Below are 12828 nucleotides of genomic sequence, written 5' to 3' on the forward strand. Positions count from 1 at the left end.
TCAATCCATGATGGAACAAATACTCAGCGATTACGCTTTAGCACCAGACAGCCCCGCTAAGCTGCTGACAAGACTGGTCGCACAGATACGTCCAGCGGCTAAGCAAAATATCGAAGCGCAACACTTGTACGCCACGCATGCCATACAGGCGCTATGCCACGTGCTTGAAACGCAGCCAAACTACGCCACTATTTTGCGTACTGCTATCCTGGATTTGCTGGGTAAGCATAAGCCTGTGTCTTTGCTGGTGGATTCTGGCATACACCCTAGTAGCGGATTCTTTACTGAAATATTCAGACGCATTGGCCACAAGTTATTGCCCGATGCCGTTAATCCGCTCTACCTGAAAGACTTGTTTGCGCTGATTTTCCCTAATCGCCGTGATGAGGATTGGGTGATTGCCGTGCCCGATACGGTATGGCTAGAGCTCATGCAGGCATTGCATTTTGAGCAAGCTGAGAATGATATAGCAAAGGAATGCCAGCGCCGTTTGCTGGATGCCTTGCAAGTGCTTTCTTACCGTTTATCAGCCTCTGGTTTAGAGCCTGAGCTGATATTGAATCACCCAGAACTTGAAGATCACGCCTCACCTTTCATCGTGCAGAATATCGAGCTGGGTGACTTTTTGTCAGACCCCGATGAACAATCGCACGATATCAAACATATCCTGGTGATGCTGGACCAATGTCGCCAGGTGATTGCCAAAATCCGCCGCAATAGTTCTGTGACTGGTACTAGTATTCGCCTGACTTTCTTGTTGCAACGCATGTCGCAGCAAATTAAGCGTCTTGAAGACTTATTGAGCATTACCATCAGTTTGCGCGCTGGCGAAAGTGCTCACGCAGACTGCATCAAACTGTTCAAGGCGCTGGTTTCAGCAGAGTGCCACAAGAATGATGTGCGCAAACACTGGCGCGAAAATATGGAGATATTGGCACTGCGGGTGACTGAAAACGCCAGCCGTACGGGCGAACATTACATCACCGAATCACGCAGTGAGTATTTCAGCCTGATGCGTTCTGCCATGGGCGCGGGCATCATCATCGCAATCATGGCGATGATTAAAATCATCACGGCTAAACAGCACTATGCCCCGCTGACTGAGGGTATTTTGTTCAGCCTAAATTATGGCTTGGGCTTTGTCATCATTCATATCCTGCATTTCACTGTGGCTACTAAACAACCCGCGATGACGGCTGCTGCCATCGCCGCCAGCATTGACCATAGTGACGGTAAAAGCAAAGAGATGGATAGTCTGGTGAATATTATTGCGCAGACCATACGCAGCCAGACCATCGCCATTATCGGCAATATCTCGCTGGCAGTACCCGTTGCAGTATTGATTGGCTGGAGCATTCAGATGTGCCTTGGCCATCACTTTATTGATGTAGATAAAGCGCACAAACTTTTAAGTGACCTTGATTTTAGACATGGCGCACCGCTGATTTATGCAGGTATTGCGGGAGTTTGCTTATTCTTGTCTGGCTTGATTGCGGGTTACCACGACAATCTGGCGGTGTATAACAAGATTCCGCAGCGCCTGCGTGCTTTGGGCTGGTTAAAGAAATTGCTTGGGCAACCACGACTCGACAGAGTGGCTACCTATATAGAAAACAATCTGGGTGCGCTGGCGGGTAACTTCTATTTTGGCTGCTTGTTGGGCGGCATGTCTGCGCTTGGGGTTTTGCTCGGCTTGCCGATTGATATTCGCCATATTGCTTTTTCTTCAGCATTCGTTGGGTTTTCATTCATGGCGATGGATTTCAACATCACATGGCAATTGGTCGTAATTGCAACCTCAAGTGTGCTGCTCATTGGTACTGTGAACTTGCTAGTGAGTTTTAGCCTGGCGCTCTACGTGGCCATGAAGTCGAGAAAAGTGACGTTTGCACAGTGGCGGTACTTGCTCAAAAATATCTTGCTAAGACTATGGCGTAAGCCGGGAGATTTTTTCTTGCCGCCCAAAAAGTCACAGGCCAGTGAAGTTGCTGCTGATTCCAGCGGCCATTAAAGCAGTATAAAAAAGATCGCTGCCACAATCGTGGGCGGTAGCGCGCCCAGTAATAGTCCACCAGCGCTGATGGATTCATCCGCAAAGCCACGTTTTAACAGCGTTATCCCAGCAGGATTGGGCGCATTGGCAATCACGGTTAGCCCGCCACCAGTGACAGCGCCTGCCATTAACATGTATTTGGCTGGGTCAGACATGCCGGAAATCAATGAGCCTAGATAAGTCAGTGCAGCGTTATCGGTAATCGCTGTTAGTGCGGTTGCGCCGAAAAAGAGTTGTATCGGCTTGAGGGCAGAGACAATCGGTTGCAGCCACCACTGTTGCAAACCACCCAAGACAACTAGGCCTGCAAGGAAAAAGCCAACCAATAGGCCTTCTTTTAATATCAAGGGTGTTTGATAGCGCTCATAGGCCTGAGTAAAGCCGAGAAATAGCATGAACAGACCAATAAACACCACAGTGTGATGCGCAAATATCACCACGCTGGCCAAGAATGCCAGATGAATCAGGCTCACTGTTAATGGCGTTTTTAACGCAGCCACATCTGCTTTTGGCGCTTGCGTGAAGTATTTGCGCAATAAAAACGTGACTACAGTTGCGTTGATCGCCACGGCAATCGCCGCTTTGTAGCCAAAATTCTGCATCATGAACAGGCTATCCCATTGCCAGGTATTCGCGACCATCAACACAGGCGGTGCTGCGTAAGAGGTCAGGGTGCCGCCAATCGATATATTCACAAACAGTACACCAAGTGCTGCATATTTAAGCCATTCGGGGATGCCCTCGCGAAACACCAAGGGCGCGAGCATGAGGGCTGCCAATGTCATTGCGGCAGGTTCAGTGATGAGTGAGCCTATCAGTGGCACTAGAGCAAGGCTCAGCCATACTTGGCCTAATGTTGAATTCAGCGGTAGTACACTGGCCACGCCTTTAACCACTGATTTAACAAGTTGTAGCACAGGGTTGGATGCGGCCACTACCATGATCACAAATACAAACAAGGGCTCTGTGTAATGGCGCGACTCAACATACTCAAGCGCATGGCTACCGCCACTCACAAACGCCATCAAGCCGATCAGGATAAATGCCCAAAAGCCAAACACCACCTCAATCTCACCTAGCAGGTGGAAAAGCCCTGCATGTTTGGGGTGGCGATGCGCCATGACTTCAAAAGACTTGGCGGCAAACGTGTGTATCAGCGCCAGCGCAAAAATAATCGCTGCAATAACGCTGATCGTGTCTATTGTCACTCGGCTTCTCCAGCGACATCAGGGGCAGATGATTCGCTGTTTTCACGTAATAAGGCAAATAGTGCGCGGCTACTCTTTGGTGGCTTGTTGGCGGTTTGTTCACGCTGCGCATTGCGAATCAGTGCACGCATCTGCTGGCTATCAGTTTGTGGGTATTTGATCATCCATTCCGATATAAGGCTATCATCCGCAATCAGGCGGTCGCGCCAGCGTTCTAGTTGATGGAAATAGGCATTCTCCGCGCTATGTTTACCATCCCAGCGCTGTAGTTGATCAATAATCGGTGCTACCTCTACTTCGCGCATCAGGCTGCCGATATATTGTTTTTGGCGACGCGTCGCACCGTTGGCCGTGATGCGCTTAGCTTCATTAACGGCATCCAGCAATCTTTCAGGCAAATCCAGCTTAGCCAGCCTCTCTTTTGAGAGGCCGATCAACCGCACACCTATATCTTGCAGCTCATCCATTTCGGCTTTGCGTTTTGTTTTGCTGATGGGCTCATCGCCATCTTGGTCTTCATATTCATTCATATTGCTGTTGTATATCTCATTAGGTTTCATGCTGGGGTATGATAACAGTTTTTCGCAAAGAGCCCGCCGTGAGCCAGTCAGACACACATCAATCCCTAGGTTTTAACTACTCGCTGGACGACCTGAAAGCCATGAGCGCACAGGTGCTGCAACTAGCCAAAAGTGCTGGTGCAAGCGCTGCAGATGCAGAGATCAGCCTGGGCGTGGGTCAAAATGTCTCAGTCCGCATGGGCGAGACTGAAACCATAGAATACAACCGCGATAAAGGCATGTCAGTGACTGTCTATTTCGGCCAGCAACGCGGCAATGCCAGTACTTCAGACTTATCCCCTAAAGCGCTGCAAGACACCGTTGCCGCTGCCTGCAACATTGCCAAATATACGGCACAAGATGAATTCTGTGGCTTGGCCGATGCCGAGCTGATGGCAAAAGACTTTCCCGAGCTGGATTTGTATCACCCTTGGGCATTATCGGTGGAAGAAGCCATATTGCTCGCAAAAGAGTGTGAAGCTGCGGCGCTTGAAGTTGATAGCCGTATCCAGAATTCTGAAGGTGCATCAGTCTCAATTTCCGAAGGTCTATTTGCCTATGCCAATAGCCACGGCTTTGTTGGCGGTTACCCTACAAGCCGGCATGGCATTAGCTGCTCAGTCATTGCTGAAGAGGGCGAATCAATGCAGCGCGATTACTGGTATAGCTCAACGCGCTCAGCAGAAGATTTAGATAGCCCAGCCAATATCGGCCGCATTGCTGGTGACCGTGCTGTGCGCCGCTTGGGCAGCCGTGCCATCAAAACTGCACAAGTGCCAGTGTTGTTTGAAGCGCCCTTAGCATCAGGCCTCATTTCAAGTTTAATCTCTGCCATCTCTGGTGGTAGCTTGTATCGCAAATCTTCATTTTTGCTAGACAGCTTGGGTAAGCAGGTCATGTCGTCCAATATCAGTATTATCGAAACACCGCACTTGAAACGCGGCTTGGCGAGCGCGCCATTCGATAATGAAGGCGTCACTACTAGCCCGCGCACTTTGGTAAAAGACGGCATTCTTCAAGGTTATGTTTTGTCCACCTACTCTGCTCGCAAGCTTGGCATGAAAACCACAGGCAACGCAGGCGGAAACCATAACCTAATCATCAGCCATGGCGATCAAGACTTAAACGGACTGCTGAAAATCATGGGCACAGGATTGTTGGTTACTGAATTACTCGGCCACGGTTTGAATATGGTCACAGGCGACTATTCACGAGGTGCCGCAGGTTTCTGGGTGGAGAATGGTGTGATTGCTTATCCAGTTGAAGAGATCACTATCGCTGGCAATATGAAAGATATGCTGATGCAGATCGTGGCAGTGGGTAATGATGTGTTGGTACAAGGCTCCAAGCAGACAGGCTCAATTTTGATTGAGCGCATGACGGTAGCAGCAGGAGAATAAGCCAAGTTAAGAAATCGATCATATGCATTAAGTTGTATTGCACATAAAACAAAAGCCCCGAAAATCGGAGCTTTTGTTTTATTACTTATTCTTTAAAATTACTTGTTTTCTATTTGGTTTCTGGTGCAGGAGCCACTGTTGCTGGTTCACTACCATCATCACCATTGTTGAGCACTGTACCATCATTATCAGCAACTTGATTAGCACGACGTTCGAGGTAGGCATCACGCATGAAAGCATACGGATCAAGTGCTGCTTCATCCAGCAAATCGCTGGCAGGCAGGTATTGAGCACGTTTGTCTACAATATAGAGTAAGCGGCCAAGGTTGCGTGTTCTTGGATCATCTACGTAGCTAATTGGGTCAAATGCCAGCGTATCAACAACCAAACCAGTAGTATCGCGCACACTGCTTGGGCCGATGAACGGCAATACCAAGTAAGCGCCATCACCTACACCCCAGTAGCCCAATGTTTGGCCGAAATCTTCAGTGTGCTTAGGCACGTTATCCATAGAAGCAACATCAATGAAACCTGCAATACCGAAGGTACTATTGATGACGAAACGACCAGCTTCGCTGGTTGCATTAGCAATCTTGAATTGCAACAGATTATTGATTGCAGAAACAAACGTATTCAAGTTGCGGAAGAAGTTACCTACCCCCGTGCGCACTGGGCTTGGTAGTACTGCTTTGTATGCACCAGCGACTGGTTTGATAACTGCTTTGTCGGCAACGTCATTAAATTTATAAACGCCGCGGTTGAATCCTTCAATTGGGTCTTTGTTTGCTTGGGTGGCACAACCACTTAGTAATGAAGTGGTCAAAACGATGCTGGCAATCAAGCCTAAAGTGTTGATACGCATTAAATGTTCCAAACCTTTTTTTATTTATTCAAACTGATTGGCTTAAACTGCAAGCTATTAGGCCAGACTTTAACCGAGCCCCCGATTATTGTCTATCCTCGAACCGTGATATTGCTGTTTTGTTGTAAAAAAGTAACACATTTTGACACTATATTTTGCAAGTCCATTCAGCCCATTATGATCTACCAGAAAGGCAGCATATGCCCGCTACATCACTTTCAGAATATTTGATCGAAAAACAGAAAAAGCTAGCCCATCTGAATGATGGCTTAGTCAGTGTGTTAGTGGACCTTGCAGAGGCCTGTAAAAAAACCGCGCACGCCGTAAATCAGGGTGCGTTGACGCATTCGCTCGAAAGCCTGGATTCAATCAATGTACAGGGTGAAAAGCAGCAGGCACTGGATGTGATCAGTAATGATATTTTTCTGGCGTTTGCTGATCAAAACAAGCATGTGGCTGGTCTGGTTTCAGAAGAGTTGCCAGATGTTTATTTTCCACATCATCTTCAGTCAGATGCCGATCAATTCCCAGCGCAGCGATATTTGCTTGCGTTTGATCCTCTTGATGGCTCCTCTAACGTGAGCCTGAATATTTCAGTTGGGTCTATCTTTTCAGTACTGCCATGTCCTGATGCAGTTCAACAACCTCAGGCGCAAGCCTTTTTGCAGGCTGGCAAGCATCAAGTGTGTGCTGGCTATGCGATGTATGGGTTCTCTACTATGCTGGTCATCACGCTGGGCGATGGGGTCGATTGTTTTACACTCGATGAAACTACGGATGAATTTGTACTGACATCACCAGAGATGAAAATCCCACAAGATGCGAATGAATTCGCTATCAATATGTCGCATCAGCGCTTTTGGGAGCCAGCAATGCAGCGCTATGTAGGTGAATGCTTGCAAGGTGTTGAGGGTGTGCGAAAAAAGGATTTCAACATGCGCTGGGTCGCTTCTATGGTGGCAGAGGTGCACCGTATTTTGGTGCGTGGTGGAGTCTTTATGTATCCAACGGATAGCAAGATTAAGAAACAGGGTGGAAAATTACGTTTGCTATACGAAGCCAATCCAATGAGTTTTATCGTTGAACAAGCAGGTGGGGCTTCAAGCACTGCTTATGAACGGATATTGGACATAATCCCCGATCATATACACCAGCGCGTTGGCGTGGTGTTAGGTGCTAAGCATGAAGTTGAGTTAGTGAACGCTTATCACAATCGCTAATGATCAATAGACCGTATTGGCCTGATTTAGCTTATGGTTGCTGCAAGCTCATCAGCACATTGAGGTCGTTCAGATAACCTTTTAAGTTTTCTTGAAGGGTTTTTCGTTGTTTGGGCGTGGCGCTTTTATGCAAACTGGCTATAGTTTGACAAGATTCAGTGGCTAGCTGGTCGATATAAGCGCTGTATTCTGGGTCTTCAGGCTCTGTCATCTCATGCATAAAGCTTTGTATCTTGCTGTTGGCTTGTGTGCCAGATAATCTACCTTGCTCTATCCCACGCAGTATCAACATGATTGCCTGCTGCTTTTCCAATCTTCTTTGATAGCTAACCTCGGGTTTAAAGCTTGAGGTTTGAATGCTTTTCAGTAGCAGCTCTTTCTGATCGCTATTGATGCTGCCATAGAATGATTCTGCTCGATCAATTGCATCATCCAGCCGTTTTTTCTCACGCTTATCAAGATTCTCGTCCATCCATTTGTCGCGCCATTTTTCGTTGTCGACACCAAACTTCTTTTCTATGTGCGCTAATTGCTTTACAGATAAATCTGGCGCAATAGATTCAATAATCGGGGCAATCTCCAGGTTGAGTTGCTCAATATGGGTTTTGGCTGAATCAAACACACTACACACTTGCTGCGGGGTAACGTCACGCTGCATCAAATTAGCCGTGTTTTGCATTAATTCAGCGTATTTTGGTAGTTCGTTATGGCGATGCCATTGCTGTAATTGATTGAGCTCTTGTTTGATTAATGGCTTTTGTTTGGCTGAAAAATCTACATAACCATCCAGCCACCAATAAAGCAGATCAGGTGCATTGTTATAAGTCAGTTTCAAGGCGCTGCAACTGGCAAGAAAACAGAAAATGCACGCCATAACAATGAATGCTAATGGCTTATTTAGGTTTAATGAGCGGGTTATCTGCATTATTTGGCTGATTTATAGAGCGCAAGTGCCAGTGCGCGTTGCGTGCCATGATCGACAATTGGCAGCGTATACTCGTGACCAATCTCTATATTTAAAGCCTGTTGGCGTAATGGCGGAATGAGCCAAGGCGCGTGAATTTCTTTATCGTTACATTGTTTGAGTTCAGGCACATATTTGCGAATGAATTTGCCTTGTGCATCAAACTTTTCACTCTGTGAAATTGGATTGAATATTCTGAAATAAGGCTGTGCATCGCATCCAGTGGAGGATGCCCATTGCCAACCGCCGTTGTTGGCACTGAAATCAAAATCGATCAGCTTTTCAGCGAAATATTGTTCGCCCCAGCGCCAGTCTATGAGTAAATCTTTCACCAGAAAACTTGCCGCGACCATGCGCAGACGGTTATGCATCCAGCCTGTTTGATTCAGCTGGCGCATGGCGGCATCGACCAATGGATAACCTGTTTTCCCATCGCACCAGGCTTTAAACAGGTTTTCATTATTGGGGAAAGGTAGAGCTTCATACTCTGGTTTAAAAGATCTGCCATCTGCAACGCCAGGGTTGTGATGCAGAATCTGGAAGTAGAAATCACGCCAAATCAGTTCATTGAGCCAGCCTTCGGCACCTGTTCCTCCCATCTGCCATGCGGTTCTTGCTAGATGACGTACGGAGACTGTACCAAACCGCAAGTGCACTGAAAGGTAGGAGGGGCCTTTAACCGCAGGAAAGTCACGCGCTGCTTTGTATTGTTGAATGCGATCTGTGAAGTCATTGAAGAGAGTTGCACCGCCAGACATGCCTGTCGGTAGTTTCATGGTTTTTAGATTGGTACGTTGAAAGCCCATGCTCTCTAATGAAATATCGGGAAAACTCTTTTCAGGTTTTGCGAAATAATTGCTGTAGCGATCAACTGGATAGGCGCTTAGGTAAAAGTCGTTCAGCTTTTTAAGATGCGCATTTTTGTAGGGCGTGAATACGCTATATGGCTTGCTCGCAAGGGAAAGTACTTCGTCCTGCTCAAAAATTACTTGGTCTTTGAATTGGTGGAAGGCAATATTTTCTTCGCCTGCAGCCTTTGCAACGTAGGCATCACGGGTAATAGCGGCAGGCTCATAATCTCGATTTGAATAAATCGACTCTACACCTAGTGATTTTGCCAGTTTGGGTATTTCATCTCGGGCGTTGCCGTGAAGCACAATCAGGTCGCCGCCTTTTGCTAGCAAGGCAGCCTTAAGTTCTTGCAAGCTTTCCCAAATGAACTCAACACGGCGATCTGCTTTGTCGGTCAGTTTGTCTAAAATTTCGGTATCAAAGACGAACGCGCAATACACTTGGGTTGAATCTTTGAGCGCATGATAAAGCGCAGCATGGTCAAAGTCGCGCAGATCGCGGCGAAACCATACTAGGGATTTAGTCGCGGCTTGGGTCATTAAATAGTTTATTCGCGATGATAAGGATGTCCATTAATGACAGACCATGCGCGATAAAGTTGCTCAGATAACAATACGCGCACCATGCCGTGCGGTAGCGTGAGTGCCGATAGACTCCAGAGCCAGTCTGCGCGGGCCTTAACATCTGCATGTAAGCCATCAGCACCACCGATAACCAGCGACACATCGCGGCCGCCCGTTAGCCAGGTTTTCATGCGATCTGCTAATTGTAAGGTAGTGACGGAAGCGCCGCGCTCATCGAGCGCAACCAGGTAATCCTTACCTGCGGCTTCCAGGATGCGCTTGGCTTCTGCTTCTTGAACCTGTGGGGATTGTTTGCCTGCTGCGCGTTTGTCGGGTTTGATTTCGACCATTTCGATTGTCATTTCTCGCGGCATGCGCTTGATATATTCGGCGCATGCAGTCTCAACCCAGGCGGGCATTTTGTGACCAACAGAAATAATGCGTAATTTCAATCAGCCGACTTTGCTAAAAATCTTACTCAGCGGTCTTGATATGTCCGCGGCGTGTTTCGGCCTCACCCCAGAGTTGCTCTAGGTTGTAATAGGCGCGAGTGGCTGGCAACATGATGTGGACGATAATATCGCCTAGATCGACCAATACCCATTCACCTTCTTTTTCGCCTTCGGTACCGCGGATATCAGCGCCTAGTTCTTTCAGCTTTTCACGTACGCTGTTAGCCAAGGCTTTAGCCTGGCGACTGGAGGTGGCGTTAGCGATGATCATATAACTCGCCATGGAGGTCAGCTTACGCACGTCCATCACGGTAATATCAAAAGCTTTAATATCTTCAAGCGCGTCGATGACGGCTTTTTTCATGGTTTCTAAATCCATTGCAACCTTAGTATGAGATGTGAGTGGTGGTGAATTGGCAGGCGAAAGGATTAACTTGCAGCCTGCAAAGGAATGTCGCGGCGTTGATCAAGGATGTCATTCTTGCCGTCAACATAGACTAGTTGTGGTTTGAGTTTTTCAAGCTCAATTTCGTTGTATATCGCGTAGCTGGCAATAATCAGTAGATCACCAGGGCTGGCTTTACGTGCTGCAGCGCCGTTGACTGAAATAATCCCTGAATGACGCTCAGCGCGAATGGCGTACGTGCTAAAACGTTCGCCATTGTTGATGTTGTAGATATCAATCTGCTGATATTCGCGGATGTCAGCTGCCTCTAAAAGCACTTCATCAATCGCGCAAGAGCCCTCGTAGTCCAGCTCTGAATGCGTGACGTGCACTCGATGTAACTTGGATTTGAGCATGGTTCTTTGCATGGCTTATTGATGTTCTGTGCGGTGATAAAGATATGATTATAAAGTAAACTGCCTCATCAATAAATGTAGTGGATACAGATAGCTTTGCCGCAGTAAGAAATCACATTAGAAATAAGGGCGAAAAATGATAAAAACTGAAAGAACTTGGTTATTGGCTTGGGCTGCGATGCAAGGTTTTTGCTTGTTAATGTTGCACAACTGGATTGATTCCATGGCCAGTACCGGCCCTTATTTTTATTTGATCTGGCCCCTATATGTAGTAGCACTGGCTTTTCCACTTTCAATGCAAATGCTATCAAGCTTTCGTGAGCGGAATTTGTTGTGGCAACTATGTCTGGCATACACCATGTTGACCGCAATATGTGCCGGTTATGCAGGGAAAGTTGCTTGGGTTGATGGACTGCCAGCTTATATTTATTCAGGTCAGATATTTTTGTTAGGGTGGGTCGTTTTTATTAGCTGGTTTATCCTAAATCCTTTTGCCGAACACCGTTTAAGGCAGGGGGCTTGGTCTGGTGACTATGCAATGCTGTGCTCAGCGACATGGCGTAACCTTTTAAAATTATTGTCTGCGGGTCTTTTTGTCGGAATCTTCTGGGCTTTATTAGGTTTGTGGGCGGGGTTGTTTAGGGTGCTTGGGATCAAGTTCTTTGAAGATTTGTTTACAAATCGGAATTTTATTTATCCTGTCACTGCAATCTGTTTCGGCATCGGTTTATTACTCTATTCTGCAAGGGAGGAGGCTCTGGTTAATTTATACCGTGCCACATTAAACCTACTTGGCTGGTTGCTTCCGTTGGTATCGGTCATTATGTTGTTGTTTCTTCTGGTAATACCTGTGCAGGGCGTCAGTCACTTATGGAAAACAGGTTATGCCACAGCATTGATGTTGAGTCTGCTTGGCTTGATGGTATTTTTATTTAATGCTGCTTGGCAGAATGGGGCAGATGGACTGAAGTTACCAGCATGGTTGCGTATTTTAGTGAATCTAGCATTGTTTTCTATGCCAGTTTTTATTGCTTTGTCTGCTTACGCTATGAATTTACGTGTTGTTCAATATGGCTGGACTGTAGAGCGTGTCTGGGCTGCGATTATTATTGGTTTGACCAGCTTATATGCTGTTGGATACGCTATTTCTGTGTTTTTTCGTAGCAATGGATGGATGCATCATGCTTCCAAGGTCAATGTAATTGCTGCTTGGTTAATTGCATTGGTGTTACTGTTGACCCACACTCCTGTCTTAGATCCAATCAGAATAAGTGTTGATAGCCAAGTACAACGCTTACTAACAAAAGTAACTCCAGTTCAGTCTTTTGATTTTGAATATCTGCGATTTCAGGGCGGATATTATGGTAATGGGGCTTTAAATAAACTGGTTATCTTGAGAGATCACCCGCAGTTTAGCGAAATTAATCAAAAAGCCACGCAGGCACTTGTTGCTAAATATAAGACTTATGGGGCAACTAATCATAATGAGCCAGAGAATCAAGCCGATTTAGTAAAGTTGCTGCATATTTACCCATCAGGTAGTCAAGTTCCTGCTGAGTTACTAACTTATTTGTGGGGCGAAACACAGAGCAAGAGCTATTGGATTAATTGCTTGAGGATCTCTTCAGGTTGCCAAGCTTTACTCATAGACCTTAATGGAGATGCCGAGAATGAGCTTGTTATTTTTGATGGCTACAACACCGTGGTGTTTAGTCAGCAAGATAGGCAGTGGAAAAGGGCTGGACATCTTCGAGGGAGAAACTGGCACCAACTTGAAGCCGCCGAAGTAGAAAAAGCATTGAAGGCTGGGAGCGTGGCAGTGGTTGATAGCAAATGGCGGGAACTAAAGGTATTGCAGGACACTTATACTTTAGAGCCTCAGTAACTCGATGA

General features: G+C 46.7%; 12 protein-coding genes. 4 read left to right on the forward strand and 8 right to left on the reverse strand.

Annotation, left to right across the window (positions count from 1 at the left end; all coding sequences use genetic code 11):
* The first annotated feature begins 7 nt into the window (after positions 1 to 7).
* Positions 8 to 2011, forward strand: a complete 2004-nt coding sequence (locus tag ZMTM_RS03260; RefSeq protein WP_221764906.1) for a site-specific recombinase — start codon at positions 8 to 10, stop codon at positions 2009 to 2011.
* Here ZMTM_RS03260 and ZMTM_RS03265 read toward each other — a convergent pair.
* Both ZMTM_RS03265 and yjgA read right to left on the reverse strand, forming a co-directional pair.
* The gene (locus tag ZMTM_RS03265) at positions 2008 to 3261 is read right to left on the reverse strand and encodes a putative Na+/H+ antiporter (RefSeq protein WP_221764907.1); all 1254 of its coding nucleotides are present in this window, start codon (positions 3259 to 3261) and stop codon (positions 2008 to 2010) included. The two genes, ZMTM_RS03260 and ZMTM_RS03265, sit on opposite strands and share 4 nt — an antisense overlap.
* Positions 3258 to 3821, reverse strand: coding sequence for a ribosome biogenesis factor YjgA (gene yjgA / locus ZMTM_RS03270; protein WP_221764908.1), 564 nt, complete (start codon positions 3819 to 3821; stop codon positions 3258 to 3260). The genes ZMTM_RS03265 and yjgA overlap by 4 nt, the downstream gene beginning before the upstream one ends.
* A 101-nt stretch (positions 3822 to 3922) precedes the next feature.
* On the opposite strand from yjgA, the gene pmbA reads away from it, so the two are divergent.
* Positions 3923 to 5221, forward strand: a complete 1299-nt coding sequence (gene pmbA / locus ZMTM_RS03275) for a metalloprotease PmbA (RefSeq protein WP_221765551.1) — start codon at positions 3923 to 3925, stop codon at positions 5219 to 5221.
* Positions 5222 to 5330: 109 nt separating this feature from the next.
* Here the strand turns inward: pmbA and ZMTM_RS03280 are convergent, their stop codons facing one another.
* Complete coding sequence (locus tag ZMTM_RS03280) at positions 5331 to 6083, reverse strand: MlaA family lipoprotein (RefSeq protein WP_221764909.1); 753 nt, start codon at positions 6081 to 6083, stop codon at positions 5331 to 5333.
* A 200-nt stretch (positions 6084 to 6283) separates the two neighbouring features.
* On the opposite strand from ZMTM_RS03280, the gene ZMTM_RS03285 reads away from it, so the two are divergent.
* On the forward strand, positions 6284 to 7303 hold the full coding sequence (locus ZMTM_RS03285) for a class 1 fructose-bisphosphatase (protein ID WP_221764910.1): 1020 nt from the start codon (positions 6284 to 6286) through the stop codon (positions 7301 to 7303).
* A 31-nt stretch (positions 7304 to 7334) separates the two neighbouring features.
* Here ZMTM_RS03285 and ZMTM_RS03290 read toward each other — a convergent pair whose 3' ends face one another.
* The 5 genes from ZMTM_RS03290 to panD form a co-directional block, all read right to left on the reverse strand.
* Entirely contained in the window at positions 7335 to 8177 is an 843-nt protein-coding gene (locus ZMTM_RS03290; RefSeq protein WP_221764911.1) for a DUF6279 family lipoprotein, read from the reverse strand.
* 50 nt (positions 8178 to 8227) lie between these two features.
* Positions 8228 to 9658, reverse strand: a complete 1431-nt coding sequence (locus tag ZMTM_RS03295) for a cryptochrome/photolyase family protein (RefSeq protein WP_221764912.1) — start codon at positions 9656 to 9658, stop codon at positions 8228 to 8230.
* Positions 9659 to 9666: 8 nt separating this feature from the next.
* On the reverse strand, positions 9667 to 10134 hold the full coding sequence (gene rlmH, locus ZMTM_RS03300; RefSeq protein ID WP_221764913.1) for a 23S rRNA (pseudouridine(1915)-N(3))-methyltransferase RlmH: 468 nt from the start codon (positions 10132 to 10134) through the stop codon (positions 9667 to 9669).
* Positions 10135 to 10156: 22 nt separating this feature from the next.
* A complete protein-coding gene (gene rsfS, locus ZMTM_RS03305) occupies positions 10157 to 10498 on the reverse strand; it encodes a ribosome silencing factor (protein WP_221764914.1) in 342 nt (113 codons plus the stop codon).
* A gap of 65 nt (positions 10499 to 10563) precedes the next feature.
* Entirely contained in the window at positions 10564 to 10947 is a 384-nt protein-coding gene (gene panD, locus ZMTM_RS03310; protein ID WP_221764915.1) for an aspartate 1-decarboxylase, read from the reverse strand.
* A 124-nt stretch (positions 10948 to 11071) separates the two neighbouring features.
* On the opposite strand from panD, the gene ZMTM_RS03315 reads away from it, so the two are divergent.
* Complete coding sequence (locus ZMTM_RS03315) at positions 11072 to 12820, forward strand: DUF4153 domain-containing protein (RefSeq protein ID WP_221764916.1); 1749 nt, start codon at positions 11072 to 11074, stop codon at positions 12818 to 12820.
* Positions 12821 to 12828: the final 8 nt, after the last annotated feature.

Origin of the sequence: Methyloradius palustris, assembly GCF_019703875.1 — a bacterium.
Classification (GTDB): domain Bacteria; phylum Pseudomonadota; class Gammaproteobacteria; order Burkholderiales; family Methylophilaceae; genus Methyloradius; species Methyloradius palustris.